Source organism: Thioalkalivibrio sp. ALJ21, assembly GCF_000378605.1.
Taxonomy (GTDB): Bacteria; Pseudomonadota; Gammaproteobacteria; order Ectothiorhodospirales; family Ectothiorhodospiraceae; genus Thioalkalivibrio.
The window spans coordinates 347,464-365,135 of the sequence record NZ_KB905155.1 but is presented as its reverse complement, the minus strand read 5'-3'; the positions used below and the strand labels follow the sequence as shown (position 1 = coordinate 365,135).

At 65.9% G+C, this 17,672-nt stretch carries 18 protein-coding genes; 9 read left to right on the top strand and 9 right to left on the bottom strand.

Annotation, left to right across the window (positions count from 1 at the left end):
• Nucleotides 1–56: 56 nt before the first annotated feature.
• Nucleotides 57–1,667 carry a DUF255 domain-containing protein gene (locus F579_RS0101745; protein WP_019024549.1) on the top strand — a complete coding sequence of 537 codons (1,611 nt, stop codon included), beginning with the start codon at nucleotides 57–59 and terminating at the stop codon, nucleotides 1,665–1,667.
• A gap of 1 nt (nucleotide 1,668) precedes the next feature.
• Here F579_RS0101745 and F579_RS15335 read toward each other — a convergent pair whose 3' ends face one another.
• Genes F579_RS15335 through F579_RS0101730 form a run of 3 tightly spaced genes read right to left on the bottom strand, consistent with a single transcriptional unit; the run spans nucleotide 1,669 to nucleotide 3,390 of the window.
• Complete coding sequence (locus tag F579_RS15335) at nucleotides 1,669–1,842, bottom strand: hypothetical protein (RefSeq protein ID WP_019024550.1); 174 nt, start codon at nucleotides 1,840–1,842, stop codon at nucleotides 1,669–1,671.
• Nucleotides 1,842–2,591: a type III pantothenate kinase gene (locus F579_RS0101735; RefSeq protein ID WP_019024551.1), complete on the bottom strand. Its 750-nt coding sequence runs from the start codon at nucleotides 2,589–2,591 to the stop codon at nucleotides 1,842–1,844. Before F579_RS0101735 ends, F579_RS15335 begins: the two co-directional genes overlap by 1 nt.
• Nucleotides 2,584–3,390, bottom strand: coding sequence for a biotin--[acetyl-CoA-carboxylase] ligase (locus F579_RS0101730; RefSeq protein WP_019024552.1), 807 nt, complete (start codon nucleotides 3,388–3,390; stop codon nucleotides 2,584–2,586). Before F579_RS0101730 ends, F579_RS0101735 begins: the two co-directional genes overlap by 8 nt.
• 59 nt (nucleotides 3,391–3,449) lie before the next feature.
• On the opposite strand from F579_RS0101730, the gene F579_RS0101725 reads away from it, so the two are divergent.
• On the top strand, nucleotides 3,450–4,235 hold the full coding sequence (locus F579_RS0101725) for a lytic transglycosylase domain-containing protein (RefSeq protein ID WP_019024553.1): 786 nt from the start codon (nucleotides 3,450–3,452) through the stop codon (nucleotides 4,233–4,235).
• Nucleotides 4,236–4,270: 35 nt separating this feature from the next.
• On the opposite strand, the gene F579_RS0101720 is transcribed toward F579_RS0101725, so the two are convergent.
• From F579_RS0101720 to F579_RS0101695, 6 genes are all read right to left on the bottom strand, one after another.
• Nucleotides 4,271–4,585, bottom strand: coding sequence for a DUF2007 domain-containing protein (locus F579_RS0101720; protein WP_019024554.1), 315 nt, complete (start codon nucleotides 4,583–4,585; stop codon nucleotides 4,271–4,273).
• 26 nt (nucleotides 4,586–4,611) lie between these two features.
• Nucleotides 4,612–5,238 carry a hypothetical protein gene (locus tag F579_RS0101715; RefSeq protein WP_019024555.1) on the bottom strand — a complete coding sequence of 209 codons (627 nt, stop codon included), beginning with the start codon at nucleotides 5,236–5,238 and terminating at the stop codon, nucleotides 4,612–4,614.
• Nucleotides 5,239–5,370: 132 nt separating this feature from the next.
• Complete coding sequence (locus tag F579_RS0101710; RefSeq protein WP_019024556.1) at nucleotides 5,371–6,801, bottom strand: FAD-dependent oxidoreductase; 1,431 nt, start codon at nucleotides 6,799–6,801, stop codon at nucleotides 5,371–5,373.
• Nucleotides 6,801–7,181, bottom strand: a complete 381-nt coding sequence (locus F579_RS0101705) for a DUF302 domain-containing protein (RefSeq protein ID WP_019024557.1) — start codon at nucleotides 7,179–7,181, stop codon at nucleotides 6,801–6,803. Before F579_RS0101705 ends, F579_RS0101710 begins: the two co-directional genes overlap by 1 nt.
• A gap of 68 nt (nucleotides 7,182–7,249) precedes the next feature.
• Nucleotides 7,250–8,389: an acyl-CoA dehydrogenase family protein gene (locus F579_RS0101700; RefSeq protein ID WP_019024558.1), complete on the bottom strand. Its 1,140-nt coding sequence runs from the start codon at nucleotides 8,387–8,389 to the stop codon at nucleotides 7,250–7,252.
• Nucleotides 8,390–8,422: 33 nt separating this feature from the next.
• A complete protein-coding gene (locus F579_RS0101695; RefSeq protein WP_012982379.1) occupies nucleotides 8,423–8,971 on the bottom strand; it encodes an OsmC family protein in 549 nt (182 codons plus the stop codon).
• Between the two features lie 434 nt (nucleotides 8,972–9,405).
• Between F579_RS0101695 and F579_RS0101690 the strand changes: the two genes are divergently transcribed.
• The 7 genes from F579_RS0101690 to F579_RS0101660 all read left to right on the top strand — a co-directional run bounded on the left by F579_RS0101690 (nucleotide 9,406) and on the right by F579_RS0101660 (nucleotide 17,642).
• On the top strand, nucleotides 9,406–10,236 hold the full coding sequence (locus F579_RS0101690) for an ABC transporter ATP-binding protein (protein ID WP_019024559.1): 831 nt from the start codon (nucleotides 9,406–9,408) through the stop codon (nucleotides 10,234–10,236).
• A gap of 59 nt (nucleotides 10,237–10,295) precedes the next feature.
• Nucleotides 10,296–11,579 carry an ABC transporter substrate-binding protein gene (locus F579_RS0101685; RefSeq protein WP_019024560.1) on the top strand — a complete coding sequence of 428 codons (1,284 nt, stop codon included), beginning with the start codon at nucleotides 10,296–10,298 and terminating at the stop codon, nucleotides 11,577–11,579.
• On the top strand, nucleotides 11,576–12,415 hold the full coding sequence (locus F579_RS0101680; RefSeq protein ID WP_019024561.1) for an ABC transporter permease: 840 nt from the start codon (nucleotides 11,576–11,578) through the stop codon (nucleotides 12,413–12,415). Before F579_RS0101685 ends, F579_RS0101680 begins: the two co-directional genes overlap by 4 nt.
• Nucleotides 12,416–12,558: 143 nt before the next feature.
• On the top strand, nucleotides 12,559–14,199 hold the full coding sequence (locus tag F579_RS0101675) for a sigma-54-dependent Fis family transcriptional regulator (RefSeq protein ID WP_019024562.1): 1,641 nt from the start codon (nucleotides 12,559–12,561) through the stop codon (nucleotides 14,197–14,199).
• A 189-nt stretch (nucleotides 14,200–14,388) separates the two neighbouring features.
• The gene (locus F579_RS0101670; RefSeq protein ID WP_019024563.1) at nucleotides 14,389–15,846 is read left to right on the top strand and encodes an ABC transporter substrate-binding protein; all 1,458 of its coding nucleotides are present in this window, start codon (nucleotides 14,389–14,391) and stop codon (nucleotides 15,844–15,846) included.
• Nucleotides 15,847–15,849: 3 nt separating this feature from the next.
• Nucleotides 15,850–16,698, top strand: a complete 849-nt coding sequence (gene ntrB, locus F579_RS0101665) for a nitrate ABC transporter permease (protein ID WP_019024564.1) — start codon at nucleotides 15,850–15,852, stop codon at nucleotides 16,696–16,698.
• A gap of 29 nt (nucleotides 16,699–16,727) precedes the next feature.
• A complete protein-coding gene (locus F579_RS0101660; RefSeq protein WP_019024565.1) occupies nucleotides 16,728–17,642 on the top strand; it encodes an ABC transporter ATP-binding protein in 915 nt (304 codons plus the stop codon).
• Nucleotides 17,643–17,672: the final 30 nt, after the last annotated feature.

The window sequence follows — 17,672 nt, the reverse complement described above, 5'->3', positions numbered from 1 at the left end:
AGCAAGCCCTTGATTGTGGTCTACCGTATTAAGCAGCCCAAATCTCCAGGTGCGCCATGGACGAGCACAAATCCCTTGCAGTCACGACCATCGGCGGGTGGACCACCTCCGTCCTGGGCCTAGTCCTGCTGGGCCTTGCGGGCACGGCTGGCGCACAGGGCGCGGCCGGTCCCGCCGAGGCCCCGGATAACGGGCCCGACAACGGCTTCGAGATGGATGACTACCCAGAAGGCTCGCAGATCGACTGGCAGTCCTGGGACAGCGATCTGTTCGCGGAGTCGAAGGAGCGCGAACGGCCGATCTTCTTCTATTTCCACGGTCAGTGGTGCACCTGGTGCCGCGACTTCCAGGACGAATCGCTGGAGAACCCCGACGTGGTCGACACGATCGACCGGCACTACATTCCGGTTCTGGTCGACCTCGACGAGCGCGCTGACCTGTTTCGCCGCTACGGCGGTCGTGGCCTGCCGTTCGTGGTGATCGTGAACCACGAGGACGAAATGCTGACCCGCTTTACCGGGCATGTGAATCCGCGCGACCTGCAGGGCATCCTGGAGGCCCAGCGTGACATGTTCTCGGTCACCGGCCGCGAGATCACCCCGGACGACGCCGCGATCAACGACCTCGATCGCTTCCGCGAGATGCTCGACGAGGTCTACGACAGCTCCGCTCACCGCCTGAGCGGGAGCGCGGCGTTCGGCACCCTGAGCAAGCGCCCGCAGCCCTGGACCTATCGCTTCCTGCTCGACGAGGAGGACTGGGAAGACCGCATGCCCGCGATGCTCGACCAGATCGCCGCCGACCTGTACGACGGCGTGGAGGGCGGATTCTTCTTCTTCCACGACTGGGACCAGCGCGATCCGGTCCTGGCCCTCGAGACCTCCAAGCGACTGGACCAGAACGCCGCGTTCCTCTGGCTGTACGCCGAGGCTTACGAGCGCTTCGGCAAGGAACATCACGCCGAATTCGCCCGCGGCATCCGCGACTACCTGCGCGACCAGCTCTGGGACGAGGACCAGTCCCGCTTCGGCAACAGCCAGTACGCGGATCGCGACTACTACCAACTCGACCCGGAAGAACGGCTGGAGACCGATCCCCCGCGGGTGGACCGCAACACCTATGCGGACAGCTCCGGCCAGGCGATTGCCGCCCTGGCCAACATGGCCCGGGTCATGGAGGACGAAGACACCCTGGAGTGGGCGCGCGAGGCCATGCAGGCCCTGGACCGGTACCTGGGCACAGAGGCCGGCTTCCTGCACGGCATCACCGCCGACGGGCGCCCGGCGATGGAGGGATACCTGCCCGCACAGATCTGGCCGGAGATCGCCCGCCTCGAATTGGCCCGCGCGATCGAGGCGCTGGAGGGCGAGAAGCCCGATCTGCCCGATCCGGTCGCCGCACTGGACCGCCTGGAGCCGTTCTTTGACGAGGAGCTCGAGGCGCACGCCGAGCGTGTCGGATCGGACCTTGAACCGTGGTCAGAGACGCGCAGTCAGGCTGCACTGGCCTGGTGGCTGCACCGTCTGCCGGAAGAGGTCGTAGAAGAATCCCACATCGATCCGGAGAAGGTTCGCGCGCGGCTGCACATCGAACCCGGCGCCGATCCCGACGACGTGGCCATCGGCTTCCAGGCCCTGCGCGCCGGCATCCCGGGACTGGACGACTGACTCAGTCGCCCCCGTCGAGCGGGTGAATCCGCACATCGCTCTCGTCGAGCATCTGCGTACCCCGCTCCGGGGGGGGCACATCGGCGTAAGGATCGCCGTTCCAGTGCCCCTGCTGCCAGCTCCAGCCAAACAGGGCCAGATTCGCCAGCAGCAACAGCGCGACGAACCAGCGCATCACGAGCCCCCCTCCGCGCGTGCAATCTGCCACAGGCCTTCCAGCACGAGGTTCTCGCGCAGGGTGACGAATTCGGTGAGCTGCCCAGCGAGCCAGGATGCATCCCCACCGTGTAGCCAGCAGACGGTGTCATTGCCCAGGTGGGTGCGGGCCTCGACGATCAGGCGGTCGACCGCGCCGGAAAGGCCGAGCATCAGGCCACGTTCCAGGCCCGGTTCGCTGCCAAGCCCCGGCGTCGAGTCGAGGATCTCGGGCCAGTCACCCGGATCACGCGGAGCGACGCGGTCGGCCAGCCGGGCCTGCAGCGAATCCCAGCCCAGCTGTCGCCCCGGCAGCAAGTACCCGCCCCGATGCCGACCCTTGGCATCCAGCAGGTCGACCGTAATCGCGGTTCCCGCATCCACCAGCACGCAGGGCCCCGGCCCTTCCGCCCGGGCCGCCACCAGTGCACAGAATCGATCCACACCCAGCTGGCCTTCGGCATAATCACTGCGCACGCCATAGCGCCCGCCCCAGTGCGTTCCCACCCAGTGGATGGGTACCGCCGCCCCCACCGCGTCTTCCAGCGCCGCCTGGCGCTCCGGGCTGCCGACACGGGCGGCCCAGATCGCCAGACCAGCGTCTTTCAGCGCCTGAGCACAATCCTCGATCGCGAGGCTTGTGCCCTCATCCAGCACATGACCGGCCGCGTCGCGGCGCTGCCACTTGATTCGGGTACTGCCGATGTCGATCAGCGCGCAGTCAGGCATGCCCAGCCCTCCGGATGGATACTTCCCCCGCGTCGAGATCATGCAGGACGCCCGTCTCATCCTCGACGCGCAGACGCCCCGAATCCAGGCAAATGCCCCGGGCAATGCCCGACAGGCCCGTATCCGGTACCTGGATGGGGCGGCCGGCCAGCACATCGAGGCGGTCGAGATCGTCCGCCAGCGCCGCCAGCCCCTGTGCCATCAGCAGCGAATGCAGGCGCATCTGCCAGCCTGTCACCTCGGCCGCCAGCGCCAGCCAGTCGGGCCCCTGCCCGTCTGACAGGGCTTCCAGGTCGGTCACCTCGCGATCCAGGCCGAGCGCTCCGGAACCCCGGCGATTGAGCCCGACCCCCACCACCAGGCGCCCGGGCCGATCCGACCGGGGAAGCCGCTGCTCGACCAGGATACCGCCCAGCTTCGCATCGCCCACCACCACGTCGTTCGGCCATTTGAGACCAGGGCCCTCCACACCGAGCGCCTCGAGCGCGCGGATGACCCCGATCCCCACCCCGACTGGATAGGCCGCAGGCACCGGCTGGTTGGCGGCAATCGGCCAGGAGAGCGAGAGGGCCAGGCCGGCATCCGGGGGCGCCACCCAGGTCCGGCCCCGCCGCCCCCGCCCAGCCAGCTGCTCGCGCGCCAGACACACCCTGGGGCCGGCATGCATCTGCGCGGGGTCGAGCAGTCGTGCATTGGTGGAATCCACCCGTTCCAGCACCTCCACCAGCGGCAGTCCCAGCGCGGTTCCCGCCAGGGCCTCGCGCAGCAGCCCTTCCAGTTGCGCAGTTTCCGGCGCCATAATGGGATCGGTCGTCTGGGGAGCGTTCATTCGGACGTGGGCGACAAGGGGGGATTCGGTTGCGCAATCGTGCATATGGTAAGCGTTTCGCGGGCGGACTGCCGGCGTTGCTGCTGGCCGCCGGCGTCCTCGCCTTGCCCGCCCAGGCCGAGCTGTACACCTACTACGACGCCACGGGTGCCCGCGTGATTACGGACCAGCGCCCCGAGGGCATCGAGTACGAGACCGTGCCTTCGCCCCAGCGTCCCGGCACCTCTGCCAGCCAGAGCGGAACGGCTTCAGGGGGTAGCTGGTCGCCCAGCGAGATCTTCGTGTTCGAGGGCCCGGACGGCCAGCGTCTGGTCACCAACCAGCGCCAGCAAAACGCCAACATGAACCTGATCGCCACCTACGGCCGCCCGACAGCCCGGGCGCGCTGCGGCGAACGGGCCCGCCAGGCCCTGGCCAGCGGCGGTGGCGAGTTCGCCGAGCTGATCCGCGCCGCCGCGGGTCACAACGGTGTCGACCCGGCCCTGGTACAGTCCGTGATTCACGTCGAGTCCTGCTTCGACCCCGAGGCCGTCTCGCGGGTGGGTGCGCACGGCCTGATGCAGCTGATGCCGGCCACCGCCGCCGACCTGGGCGTGACCGACCGCTTCGACCCGGCCCAGAACATCCACGGGGGCACTCGCTACCTGGCCGAGATGCTGCAGCGTTTCGACGGGGATCTGGACCTGGCCCTGGCCGCCTACAACGCCGGCCCGGGGGCCGTGGAACGCCACGGCGGCGTGCCGCCCTTCCCCGAGACCCAAACCTACATCCAGCGGGTACGGGCCCAGTACGGCTCGGGTAACGGGATTCGCTAGAAAGACGCCCTGCGTAGCAGACTAGTGGTGGAGAATCAGCGCCGCTCGCGCCCGCAGTTCCAGCACTGGGTGAACTGCGGCTCGATCCGCTCGCCGCAGCGCGAGCACTTCCATTCCTTCCCGTCGTGCTCCGGCTCGCCTTCCAGGTACTCCACGATCAGCTCGCGGGCCTGCTCGGCCTGGGCCTCGTGCACCACCATCACCCGTCCCCAGCACTCGGTCGGCGGGATCTCGCCGGCGGCGCCGTAAAGCCCGGCCTGGGCGACATAGGCGGGGATGCCGGCCTCCTGCAGGAGGTTCTCGATGAACCCGGCCATCACCGGGTCGGCGGCGGTGTAAACGGTGCGCATGACCCGACCCTAGCAGTCAGGACGTCCTATTGCACCGTGCCCTGGTTGGCCGCCTGGAAGTATTCCATCGCCTTCTGAATGGCGTAGAACGGGGCCTCGTCCAGGGCCTCGCGGGTGTGCGGCTCGTGGATATCGGCGTGGTACTTGCGCATCGCGAGCACATGGATCGGCAGCTCGCGCGCAAACATCGGGTTGTCGAAGTTGAAGAACTGCCCCAGGCCCAGCACGAGGTTCTTGCGCTCCTCGGCCTCCAGTGCCTCCGGGTTGACTGCGACATCCGGCAGCTGGCCAGCCTGACCGGTCACGGTCACGACGATCTCGCGGTCGCCGTCAGCCGCGGTCGGGCGTTCCTCGTCACCGTTGACCAGCTTCAGGTCTTCCGACAGGTCCAGGTAGCCCTTCGCCAGGATGTGGCCATGCGGCTGGAATACCTTGCTGGACATGTTCACCGCCCACAGCTCCAGGGTCTCCTTCAACTGTTGCGCCGTCTGCGTCTCGCCAAGGGCAAACAGCTGCTGGGCATAGAGGATGTCCCATACCCAGACCTGGCCGTACTCCGGCAGCTCCTCGTCCCCGCCCGCGGTCACGGACACGCGCTGAATTTCGGGCTCGTCCGCGGTGCGGGCATGCAAGGTGATCGTAAAACTGGCCAAGGCGCTCTCTCCTGCCAACGATGGACCGGCCATCGCGTAAATGCATCAGCGCCCCAGTATAACGAACACCCCGCACAGCACTCGGTTCTTCCACGCCGGTCGGGGCCTTGCCGCCAACGGCCATCGCACCTGTTAGCTGGCCATGCGCGGGCGTTCGGCGCCCACGGGTTGTCCCAGCCGGGCCTCCAGCTCTGCCGCGCGCCGAGCCAGGGACCCCGATACCGCGAATCCGGCCAGCACGCCGTCGGCGTGAAACTCCAGCTGGCGACCCGAAGGGGTAGATTCGGTCTCGACCCACGTGCCCCGAGTGACGTCGCGCGGCGGACACACGTTCAGGGGCAGACTCGCCGTCTTCACCTGGACCGTACCGGACCCGGGCACGTACTCCGTCACTTCTCCACCGAGGGTTCGAGCCAGCACCGCCGCCTGGTCACGCAGCGTCTCCACGTACGGGCGCAACCGGCCGGCAAACTCACAGCCGTCGCCGAGGGCAAAGATCGACGCATCGGAGGTGGCCAGTTGTGCATTCACGCGGATTCCGAGGCCGCAGTCCAGACCCGCGGCCCGGGCGATATCATTCTGGCCCTCCAAGCCCAGCGCGGACAGCACCACCTCGGCCTGGACCGATTCGCCATCCTGCAGCTCGATGGTCGTCCCCCACTCCCCCTGGTTCAGGCGGGCGATATTCGCGCCCAGACGCAAATCGACACCGCTCTTCTCCAGGGCTGCAGCGAGGTCCTGACTCATGGGCGACGGCAACAGTCCCGCGAGAGGCTGTTCGGCACACTCGATCAGTGCGACCGGGAAACCTCCCCTGGCCAGGTCATCGGCCAGCTCGCAGCCCACCAGACCCGCCCCAATGATGGCCACCGGTGTCTCGGCCGGGCTCTTTCCCGGCGCTTCCAGTGCCTCGCGCAGCAGACAGTAGTCATCCAGGGTATTCACGGACAGCGGGGCCGCCGCATCGCCCGGAAAATCGATGCGGCGCGGCCGGGCACCGGTGGCCAGCACCAGCTGGCCATAGGGTATGCCCCCGCGTGCCGTGATCACGCGCTGGCGGTCACGATCGATACCCAGCACGCGCAGAAACGGCATCAGCTCCACACCCAGACGCCCCGCGCGCTGCTGCCCGCCCTCTTCGACCAGCTCGTCGAGGGCCGTCTCGCGGCCAAACGCGTTCGACAGCCGCGGCTTGGTGTAATAGTCGCCACTGTCCGCGGTAATCATGCGGATGGTGCGGCGCGGGTCCTGCTCCCGCAGGCGCTCGGCCAGGGCCCAGCCGGACATGCCGGCACCCACGATCACCACCGCGTCGGGGTCGTCACCGCGCGGGCCACTCCAGGCACTTGCGGCGGAGACCGCATCGGTGGACTCGGCCCGCGGCTCGAAGGGACTGAAGTCCGCCTTGGTCACGTTGCAGTCCGGGCAGTACCAGTCGTCGGGGATGTCCTCGAAGCGGGTGCCCGGCGCGAGGCCGGAGTCGGGGTCGCCCTTCGCCTCGTCGTAGATATAGCCGCAGACCTTGCAGATATAGCGTTTGTAGTCGTCGGTTTCGGTAGTCATCACGCGGCCTCCAGGGTGTCCAGAATCGCCTGCAGCTTCGGATCCAGCTCCGCGCCAATGGTGTCGAGCTCGGGACTCGCCCAGGGCGCGAACACATCGCGCGCCGAACGCGTGCTAACACGCAGGACATCGCCATCACCCGACACATGGATGCGCAGCGGGATGTCGATGCCGGCCGGCTTGCAGGCCTGCCATACGCGCACCGCGTAGCTCGGGTGAAAGACCTCCAGAATCTGATCGGTCGGGACCTCGATCCCGATCTTCGCGGCGTTGGCCTGGCCGTTGATGTGCGAGACCAGTTTCAGACCCTGGGCTTCGATCGCCTGCTTCAGCCGTTCCACGGCGGTCTCGGGGTCCAGTCGGGTGGTGGTTTCCAACATGGGGATTCCTTGCGTTCGGGGCGCGGTCCCGGCTTCACCGGGGCCGCGCGGGTTCGAGAGGCACCGGTTCAGTGGGCGTGGATCCGCGCAAGCTCCTTGCGCAGGTGCTTGATCGCGGGCGTCACAATGGCGACGAAGTACGACTCGCGCAGCTTGCGCTGGGCCGCCGCGTCCGCCTTGTAGCCCCGCGCGCCGCAGTGCAGCAGGGCCGACTGCGAGGCACGCAGCGACAGCTCGGAGCCCGTCAGTCGCATCTGCAGCACATCGGCAAAGAAGCGCTCGGAGTCATCGAACGGTGTCTCCGACAGCGCGTAACAGGCACTGCGGGCGTCCGCCAGGGCCTCCTCCAGCTCGCCGACCTGGTCATCCAGATAGCCATTCACGTGCGCGAGGGTCTCGTTGGACTCGCGCATGGTCTCGATGCAGCCATCGATCAGGCCCAGCCCCATGCCCATCTGCAGCAGCACAAAACCGGGGCGAATGCGGCGGATGTACTCCGGCAGCGGGTCCGCAAGGATATGGGCATCCGGCACGAACACCCGGTCGAAGTGGCAACCGAAGGTGCGCGAGCCCTCCAGTGCGGTGAACTCCGGGCAGGCCGTCAGGCTGAAACCGGGATCGGCACAGTTGATCAGCGCCATCAACGGACGCGGGTTGGCATCGGTGGTACGGAAGATCGCGCCGAAATAATGGTCCTCGCCCAGGTTGGACACCCAGGGCAGCGCGCCGGAGACGATATAGCCGCCATCGACACGCTCGGCATTCAGCTTCAACTCCTCGATGTTGGCGAACCACTTCATCGGATTCGACAGAGCGGTCGCGCCCAGCGCCTCGGCATTGGCCAGCTTCGGCAGGGCCTCGCGCTTGAGCACGTCGGAGTCACTGTTCTCCGCGTACCAGGCGCAGGCGTTCTGGCACCAGGCCACAAAGCCTGTGGTCATGCACTCGGCCGAGATCACCTCGGTCGCGCGGATCGCGCCGGCGAGGTCGGTAGTACCGGTCGCATTCTGGCTGGCCAGGTGGCGATTGAATGCGCCGAGGCGCCCGGCCTCGCGCAGGAAATTCTCGGGGTAGACGCCCTCGCGGTCGATACGGGCGGTTAGCGGCGCCAATGCGCGTTCCACCAGGGCCTTCAGCGGGGCATCGGCGTCCGCCGGCCCTGCGGCCGGCGACACCCCCGTCTGTTCGTCAGTACGGGTTTGCAACATGGGTTCTCTCTCCCGTTCGGGATGGCAGTTGGTTCAGGCCAGCTCGACGCTGACACCAACCGGGTTGCGCATGGTGTTGGCCACGGGCGACCAGAAGTCGGCATGGGCCACCAGCTCTTTCAGTTGCTCCTCGCTGGCATCGCCCTCCAGGTGGGCCTTCACTCGGATATCGGTGAAGCCGAGCCGCTTGTTGACGTCGGTATCGCCCACCCCCCAGACGGCGGTCACGTTGATGTCGCCCTCCAGCGTCAGCTCCAGCTTGGTCAGCGTGATGCCGCGGTCGATGGCGTTGGCGTGCATGCCGACCGACAGGCAGGCGCCCAGGCTGGCCAGCACGGCCTCGGAGGGGTTGGGGGCGGTGTCGTCGCCCAGCAGGTGCGGCGGCTCGTCGATTACATGCGCATCCAGATCACGCACATAGGTCAGGTTGCGGAACTTGCCCTCGCAGACCGTGGTGGCCTTCAGGGTGACGATGCTCTCCGGGTTGGCCTTGCCCTTGGCGGCCAGATCGTTGAGACCGTTCTGGTCGATCGGCTCCAGCGCGTTCATGGACAGGGTGGTGGTGGCTTCGGCAGTGGACATGGTGTAGCTCCTCTCGATGGTTGGCGGTTACGGCCACCGCTTGGGTGACCATCCCGGATTGCCCCGGGTCGACCAGCACAGTGCAGAAGCTGTGCCAATCGCCGAAAAACGGCTTCATGAAGCGATTTCCGCCTGAACGCGACAAATTGACCAGTCACCCGGACCGGACGATGTGTCCGCTTTGTCGGCCAAGCCGGACACTTTGTCGTCTTTGTCCGCGACGTACCGGACGCCCGAGGCTGCTCGACACCAACAGATATCCCAGCCCTGCCGCGATTCAAGACCTGCGGAACGGCTCCACGTCGCCATTTATCGGAGGGACCGTGAACCCTGTGGGGCTCACATCGCGAGGTTTGGCACGCGCCTTGTAAGGACCCCTGTGAACGCGCCGTCCACCGGGCGGCACATGAACGCAGGCTTACGAGGGAAATGCCATGGGCGCCGCCATCTCCATCGACTACATCACCCACCACTATCCGGGTCAGGAAGACCCGACCCTGAAGGACATCGAGGTCACCGTCGCACCGGGCGAAACGGTCGCCCTGATCGGCCAGAGTGGCTGCGGCAAATCCACCCTGCTGCATATGCTCGCCGGGCTGCTGCTGCCCAGCGATGGCTGCGTGCGCATCAACGGCCAGCAGGTGATCAAGCCGAGCCCGCGCTGGAACATGATGTTCCAGAAGCCCTCGCTCTATCCCTGGATGACCGTGCGCAAGAACGCCTCGCTGGGGCTGATCTTCCAGGGTCGCCGGAAAGGTCTGAAAGACCGCATCGATCAACTCCTGGACACGGTGGGCCTGGCGGACAAGGCCGAGGTGAACGTGCAGTCGCTCTCGGGGGGGCAGCAGCAGCGCGTCGCCCTGGCCCGCAGCCTGGCGACGGACCCGGAACTGCTGTTGCTGGACGAGCCGTTCTCCGCGCTGGACGCCTTTACCCGTGTCGCCCTGCAGGACGAAGTCACTCGCCTGGCACGCGAACGCGGCATCTCCGTGGTGTTTGTTACCCACGACATCGACGAAGCCGTCGCCATGGCCGACCGCGTGCTGGTGATGGGCTCCAACCCCGGCACGATCACCGCCGAGCTGAAGGTGGAACTCCCCTACCCCCGTGATCGCGCCAGCCACCGTTTCGTCGATCTCAAGAGCGAGCTCATGGAGTTCTTTGGTGCCACCCGCCACCCGGGCGGCTCCGGGGTGCAACCCCGCGCCGAAGCAGAACCCGAAAGCGAGTCCAGTCGTCGTCAGGCGCGGATCCGCGCGGCCTGAGAAGCCGCAACCAACCGTTACCCGTCGTCACCGTCATCGCGAAAAAAGGAACCACCATCATGTGCAACTGCGACCACCACCACGACATCGACCGCGAGCTCGACCAGCTACTGTCGACCAACTTCTCGCGGCGCAACTTCCTGCGCACCGCCGCGGTCGGCGGGCTGGCCGGCACCGGTCTCGCCCTGCCGGGATCATTGTTCGGCGCCGAGCCGGACGGCCTGGAAGAACCTGAAGGGATCACCCGTGACTTCGACGGCGTGGTGCGAATCGGCTACATCCCGATCACCGATGCCGCCGCGCTGCTGGTGGCCCACTCCGAGGGCTATTTCGAGGACGAGGGCCTGGAGGTCGCCGATCCGACATTGATCCGGGGCTGGTCGCCGCTAATCGAATCCTTCGCCGCCAACCGCTTCAATCTCGTGCATCTGTTGAAGCCCATCCCCCTGTGGATGCGCTATCAGAACGATTTCCCGGTCAAGATCATGTCCTGGGCCCATATCAACGGATCGGCCGTGGTCACCGGGCGCCACGTAGAGGTCAAGGACTTCTCGGACCTCGGCGGCAAGAGCGTGGCCGTGCCCTACTGGTACTCCATGCACAACGTGGTGATGCAGATGGCCCTGCGCGACGCCGGGCTGACTCCGGTGATCCGTGACCAGGGAGCGGCGCTCGAGTCGCACGAGGTCAACCTGATGCTGATGCCGCCGCCGGACATGCCGCCGGCCCTGGCCGCGCGCTCCATCGATGCGTTCATCGTGGCCGAGCCCTTCAACGCGGCGGGCGAGATGCTGGCCCACGGCAACCTGCTGCGCTTTACCGGCGATATCTGGAAGAACCATCCCTGCTGCGTGATCTGCATGAACGAGCGCCTGACCGACCGCGAGCCGGAATGGACGCAGAAGGTCATGAACGCCGTGGTCCGCGCGCAGGGCACCATCCAGGAGGACAAGAAGGCGGTCGCCACCCTGCTCTCGCGTGACGGCAAGGGCTACCTGCCGATGCCGGCCGGCGTGGTGGAACGGGCCATGACCAACTACACCAACGACTCTACCTACGCCGACAGCGGCGCGATCCGCAACGCCGACTGGGGTAACGGTCGCATCGACTTCTCGCCCTGGCCCTATCCGTCCGCCACGAAGTATCTGGTCAGCGCGATGAACGAGACCCTGGTCGGTGGCGACACCACCTTCCTTCAGGACCTGGATCCCGACTTCGTGACCGACGACCTGGTGAACTACGAGTTCGTGAAAAAGGCGATGGAGAAGCACACCGCCTGGCACGACGCGCCCGGCGTGGACCTCGATTCGCCGTTCGCGCGCGAGGAGGTGATCGCGCTATGAACCGCGAAGCCACAATGAACGAGCTGAACCCGGCCCTGGAACGGATGATCCCGTTCCTGCGGCTGGCGGATCAGGTCCGGCGCCGGGTGCAGTACCCGACGGTGGGCATCGCCGGGCTCTTCGCCCTGTGGTGGTGGGGCGGCTGGCTGATCGCCAATAACGAGGACACGATGGCGTTCGCCAGCTTCGCCCCCGGGCCGACCCTTGCGGCATTCTGGGACCTGGTCAGCTCCGGCAACGTCTGGAAACCGATCGAGTCCAGCCTGTACCGCGTGGGCTGGGGCCTGTTCTATGCCATCGCGATCGGCGTGCCGATGGGCGTAATGATCGGCTACTTCCTGACGCTGAAGCAGATCACCCATGTGCCGTTCCAGTTCCTGCGCATGATCTCGCCGCTGGCCTGGATGCCGATTGCGGTGCTGGCCTTCGCCACCTGGGACGGGGCGATCATTTTCCTGATCGCGATCGCCGCGATTTGGCCGATCACCTATGCCACGGCCCATGGCGTCCAGCGCATCGACCCGATGTGGCTGAAGGTGGGCTCCAACCTCGGGGCCAACCCGATCCACACCCTGCGCTACATCGTGATGCCCGCGATCGCCCAGGATGTGTTTGCCGGCATCCGCCTGGCGGTAGGTGTGGCCTGGATCGTGCTGGTTCCCGCCGAGTACCTCGGTGTCACCTCCGGGCTGGGCTATGCGATCAACGATGCCCGCGACACGCTGGAGTACGACAAGCTGGCGGCCTTCGTGCTGGTGATTGGCATCATCGGCTACATGCTCGACGCGATCTGCGTGCGCCTGATCAAGCGCAGCAGCTACCACGCCGAGAGCTAGATTTAGCAAGTCGCAAGCCTCGCCGCGGTGCAATACACGCCCCGCGGCGAGGCAGACAGCACCACAACAGACCACAAAACCGCCTGCCAGCCCGCCTTACGACAGGAAATACGGGCTGGCAGGCTTTCTGCATATACCCAGCCATGGCACTGCACTCGCTTTCCGAACCGGCTGCACCCGACCTGGCCACCCGTGAACAGGAGATCACCCTGTTGCTGGAGGTGGCCAAACTGATGGGCCGCTCGGGTGATCCCGACGCCGCGATCTACCGCATCCTCGGGATGATGTCGCAATTGCTGGGGCTGAATCGGGGACGCGTGCTGCTGCCGGACCCGGACACCGGCAAGCTCCGGATCCGTCACGCCTACGGGCTCACCGACGCCGAGCGCGAGCGTGGCCGCTACAGTCTTGGCGAGGGCGTGACCGGGCGCGTGATGAAGACGGGCCAGATCGCGCTGATCCAGGATATCGACAACGAGCCGGAGTACCTGGCCCGTGCGATCGACCGCGCCACCCTGCCACAGGAAACGGTCGCCTATATCGCCGTGCCGATCGTGCAGGACGAACACGCGATCGGCGTCCTCGGCGTGCACCGCCTGCGTCGGCGCTCGCGGCAGTTCCAGGACGACCTGAACGTCCTGCGCGTGATCGCCAGCATGATCGGCCAGGTCCTGCGCATCAACCAGCTGATCGCCGAACGCACCGCCGAACTGGTATCGGAAAACCGCTACCTGAAAAGCGCGCTGGATACCCAGGGCGGGCAGTACGGAATCCTCGGCGAGAGCCCCGCTCTCAAGCACGTACTCAAGCAGGTGCACCGCATTGCGGATACCCAGGCCACGGTGCTGATAACCGGGGACTCGGGGACCGGTAAGGAGAAGGTCGCGCGCATGATCCACCGGATCAGCCAGCGCACCGCCCGCCCCTTCATCTCGCTCAACTGCGCGGCCATCCCGGCCGATCTGCTGGAGTCGGAGCTGTTCGGTCATGAAAAAGGCGCGTTCACCGGAGCCAGCAGTGCCAAGACCGGGAAGATCGCCCTGGCCGATGGCGGCACGCTGTTCCTCGACGAGATCGGCGACATGCCGGAGGCGCTGCAGTCGAAGATCCTGCGCGTCCTGCAGGAGCGCGTGGTCCAGCCAATCGGGGGCAATCGTGACATCCCGGTGGACGTGCGCATCGTGGCCGCCACCCACAAAAACCTGCAGGCGGCCGTCAACGCGGGGGAATTCCGGCTCGACCTGTTCTACCGTCTGAACGTGATCCCGCTCCACATGCCCGCCCTGCGCGACCGTGCCAGCGACATCCGACTGCTGACCCGGCACTTCCTTGACCGCTTCACCCATCTGCACGGCTGGAACGTTGTGCTGGACGAACGCGTTCTGGAACGACTGGAGGCCTTCGACTGGCCGGGCAACATCCGCCAGCTGGAGAACGTGCTCGAACGGGCCGTCCTGCTCTCGAGTGACGGGCGCATCACCACCGCGCTGATCGACGAGATCCTGCACGAGGAATCACGCATCAGCCCTCACGAACCCTCCCGAACCACGAGTGAGTCGTTTGCCCAGGCAGTGGTCAATCCTGCCGCGATCGCGCCCAACGATGACGCACAACGCACCAGCGTGGTGCGCCCCTACCAGCGTGTCCACGCATCAGAGGCCGAACGTCTGCTGCGTGCCATCGAGCAGTCCAGCGGCAACAAAACGCGAGCCGCACTCGGTCTGGGGCTGACGCCCCGCCAGTTGCGCTATCGGCTGAAAAAGCTCGGCATAGAAGTCACTTAGAAGCAATCAAGCCGTTTAATAACGACACTTTGTCCACTCTGTCCAGAGTGTCGACCAAGTGTCGCCGGACACCTCGCCGCCAACTCCCAAAGCTCGTCATTTCCTTTCTTGGCATGGCTTCTGCAACCCCTTGGGCATGGGCGACACAACCGCCCCGTTTTGAATCCGTCCACCCAGGAGAACATCGCCATGCCGACCAAGAGCCTAAGCGACCCGTTTGATGCCAACGTGGATCTGCGCCACGACAGTGCCTGCCGCCACGGCCATCACGGCCCAGGTCAGTGCAGCTGCTTCGACACCGCCGACCCCAACCTCGAACGCCGAATGGACAACGGCGAATTCGCCACGACCGAGCCGCGCCATGCGGAGCACAAGGCCCAGGACACGCTGGACGAAGAGGCCCTGATCGACCGCGCGGTCGAAAGCGCGGTGGTGCGCGGCATGTTCGGCCACAACGAGATCAACCGCCGGCGCTTCCTGCAGATGCTGGGTGGCGGCACCCTGGCCGCGGCACTGGGCTCGGTCATGCCTCTGGACAAGGTGAAGGCCGCCATCAAGGACGGCGGGCCGCTGGAGAAGACCAAGCTGCGCGTCGGCTTCGTGCCGATCACCTGCGCCACGCCGATCATCATGGCCCACCCGATGGGCTTCTACGAGCGCCACGGCCTTGACGTGGACGTAATCAAGACCGCCGGCTGGGCCGTCGCCCGTGACATGTCGCTGTCGGGTGAATACGACGCCTCCCACATGCTCTCGCCGATGCCACTGTCGATGACCCTGGGCTCGGGCTCCTCGCGCGAGCACTACATCATGCCGGCGGTGGAGAACATCAACGGCCAGGCCATCACCCTGCACAACAAGCACAAGGACAAGCGGGACCCGAAGGACTGGAAGGGCTTCACCTTCGCCGTGCCCTTCGAGTACTCGATGCACAACTTCCTGCTGCGCTACCTGGTCGCCGAGCACGGGCTGGACCCCGATCGCGATATCAGCATCCGCGTCGTCCCGCCGCCGGAGATGGTGGCCAACCTGCGCGCCGAGAACGTCGACGGCTACCTGGCCCCCGACCCCTTCAACCAGCGCGCGGTCTGGGACGAGATCGGCTTCATTCACATGCTGACCAAGGATATCTGGGATGGGCACCCGTGCTGCGCCTTCGCCTGTTCAGCCGCCTGGGCCGAGGAGCACCCGAATACCTTCGGGGCGCTGTTCCGTTCGCTGATCGAAGCCACGCAGTACAGTTCGGACATCGATAACCGGGCCGAGATCGCCGAGGCCATTTCGCCGCGCGCTTACCTCAATCAGCCGCAGTCGGTGGTCGAACAGGTCCTCACCGGTCGCTACGCCGACGGCCTGGGGAACGTGCAGAACGACCCGCACCGGATCGACTTCGATCCGTTCCCCTGGCACTCGATGGCGAGCTGGATCCTCACTCAGATGAAGCGCTGGGGCTATGTCGATCGGGACTTCGACTACAACCAGCTGTCCGAAGACGTCTTCCTGGCCAGCGAATGCGCCGAGGTGATGACCGAGCTGGGCTACGAGGCACCCAGCGACACGTACAAGAACTTCGAGATCATGGGCAAGGTGTTCGACTACACCGACCCGGAAGGCTATCTCGACAGCTTCGAAATCCGCAGGAGCTAAGCCATGTTGAGCAATCTCAACTTCCGGGCGACCGTCCTCTCGCTGGTGATGCTCGTGGCCTTCCTGGGCGTGTGGCAGCTCGCCACAGCCCCGGAGGTCCTCGCGCCTCAGCAAGGCGAGCTGAGCGAATACGAACAGCTGATGGGAGGTGGCACCGACCGCAGTTCCAGCAGCGGCATCCCCGCCCCGACGCAGGTGTTCAGCCACGCCTTCAATGAACTGAGCAACCCGTTCTACGACGCAGGCCCGAACGACAAGGGCATCGGAATCCAGCTGGCCTACTCGATCTACCGCGTCCTGCTGGGCTTTGCCCTGGCCGCGCTGATCGCCATCCCGCTCGGATTCGTGATCGGCATGTCGCCGCTATTGAACAAGGCGTTCGATCCCTACATCCAGATCCTCAAGCCAATCTCGCCCCTGGCCTGGATGCCGCTCGCCCTGTTCGTGATCCGCGATTCGAACATCTCGGCGATCTTCGTGATCTTCATCTGTTCGATCTGGCCGATGCTGGTGAACACGGCCTACGGCGTGGCCTCGGTGCGCAATGACTGGCTGAACGTGGCCAAGACCCATGAGCTGTCCAAGGTGCGCACGGCGTTCACCGTGATCCTGCCCGCCGCGGCACCGACCATCCTGACCGGGATGCGCATCTCCATCGGCATCGCCTGGCTGGTCATCGTCGCCGCCGAGATGCTCGTGGGCGGCACCGGCATTGGCTACTACATCTGGAACGAGTGGAACAACCTCGATCTCGCCAGCGTGATCTTCGCGATCATCATGATCGGCATTGTCGGCTTCCTGCTGGATGCCTCCCTCGCCCAGGCCACCAAACTCGTGCGCTACGCCGACTGAGTCGGCGCAACCCAACCAGGAGTACAACCATGAGCAAGGGATTCCTCGAAATCGAGAACCTGAGCCAGCGCTTCCCGCAGCCCGACTCGGACGACCTGATGACGGTCTTCGAGGGAGTGGACCTGGAGATCCAGAAAGGCGAGTTCGTCTGTCTGATCGGCCACTCCGGCTGCGGCAAATCCACCATCCTGAACGTGCTCGCCGGCCTGGCCACGCCGACCGACGGCAACGTGATCATGGACAACAAGGAGATCAAGGGCCCGAGCCTCGAGCAGGGCGTGATCTTCCAGAACCACAGCCTGCTGCCTTGGCTGTCGGCGCGAGACAACGTGATGTTTGCGGTACGCGCCCGCTGGCCCAACTGGAGCAAGCAGAAGCGTCTGGACCATGCCGAGAAGTATCTGAAGATGGTCGGGCTGGATCATGCGATGGACCGCAAGCCCTCGCAGCTCTCCGGGGGCATGCGCCAGCGTGTCGGCATTGCCCGCGCCTTTGCGATCGAACCGAAACTTCTGCTGATGGACGAGCCGTTCGGGGCACTGGACGCCTTGACCCGCGGCGTGATCCAGGAAGAGCTCCTTAAGATCTGGTCGGAGACCCACCAGACCGTGTTCATGATCACGCACGACGTGGACGAGGCGATCCTGCTGGCCGACCGCGTGCTGCTGATGACCAACGGCCCGCATGCGAAGGTCGCGGAGTCGGTGAAGATCGACATTCCGCGCCCCCGCGAACGCGCCACGCTCCACCAGCACGAGTCCTACTACAAGATCCGCAACCACCTGGTGGACTTCCTGGTGCACCGCGCGAAGGACATGTCCCAGGAGGCTCAGCAGGAAGCCGCCCAGGGGCTGGATCCGCGCCACCAGCCGCGCCATGTGAATCCGGCGAAACCCTCGGAGTCCGCCGCGCCACAGGAGCGGGCCGCGATCCGGGCCGTTTGAACACCCTTATCCACCAACACGACCAAGAGG

Bases quoted from the DNA above. Each gene is read 5' to 3' on its own strand.
- F579_RS0101710 (WP_019024556.1), bottom strand. From the start codon at position 6,801: ATGACTACCGAAACCGACGACTACAAACGCTATATCTGCAAGGTCTGC.
- F579_RS0101745 (WP_019024549.1), top strand. From the start codon at position 57: ATGGACGAGCACAAATCCCTTGCAGTCACGACCATCGGCGGGTGGACC.
- F579_RS0101735 (WP_019024551.1), bottom strand. From the start codon at position 2,591: ATGCCTGACTGCGCGCTGATCGACATCGGCAGTACCCGAATCAAGTGG.
- F579_RS0101695 (WP_012982379.1), bottom strand. From the start codon at position 8,971: ATGTCCACTGCCGAAGCCACCACCACCCTGTCCATGAACGCGCTGGAG.
- F579_RS0101700 (WP_019024558.1), bottom strand. From the start codon at position 8,389: ATGTTGCAAACCCGTACTGACGAACAGACGGGGGTGTCGCCGGCCGCA.
- F579_RS0101660 (WP_019024565.1), top strand. From the start codon at position 16,728: ATGAGCAAGGGATTCCTCGAAATCGAGAACCTGAGCCAGCGCTTCCCG.
- F579_RS0101690 (WP_019024559.1), top strand. From the start codon at position 9,406: ATGGGCGCCGCCATCTCCATCGACTACATCACCCACCACTATCCGGGT.
- F579_RS15335 (WP_019024550.1), bottom strand. From the start codon at position 1,842: ATGCGCTGGTTCGTCGCGCTGTTGCTGCTGGCGAATCTGGCCCTGTTT.
- F579_RS0101720 (WP_019024554.1), bottom strand. From the start codon at position 4,585: ATGCGCACCGTTTACACCGCCGCCGACCCGGTGATGGCCGGGTTCATC.
- F579_RS0101670 (WP_019024563.1), top strand. From the start codon at position 14,389: ATGCCGACCAAGAGCCTAAGCGACCCGTTTGATGCCAACGTGGATCTG.
- F579_RS0101675 (WP_019024562.1), top strand. From the start codon at position 12,559: ATGGCACTGCACTCGCTTTCCGAACCGGCTGCACCCGACCTGGCCACC.
- F579_RS0101705 (WP_019024557.1), bottom strand. From the start codon at position 7,181: ATGTTGGAAACCACCACCCGACTGGACCCCGAGACCGCCGTGGAACGG.
- F579_RS0101730 (WP_019024552.1), bottom strand. From the start codon at position 3,390: ATGGCGCCGGAAACTGCGCAACTGGAAGGGCTGCTGCGCGAGGCCCTG.
- ntrB (WP_019024564.1), top strand. From the start codon at position 15,850: ATGTTGAGCAATCTCAACTTCCGGGCGACCGTCCTCTCGCTGGTGATG.
- F579_RS0101680 (WP_019024561.1), top strand. From the start codon at position 11,576: ATGAACCGCGAAGCCACAATGAACGAGCTGAACCCGGCCCTGGAACGG.
- F579_RS0101685 (WP_019024560.1), top strand. From the start codon at position 10,296: ATGTGCAACTGCGACCACCACCACGACATCGACCGCGAGCTCGACCAG.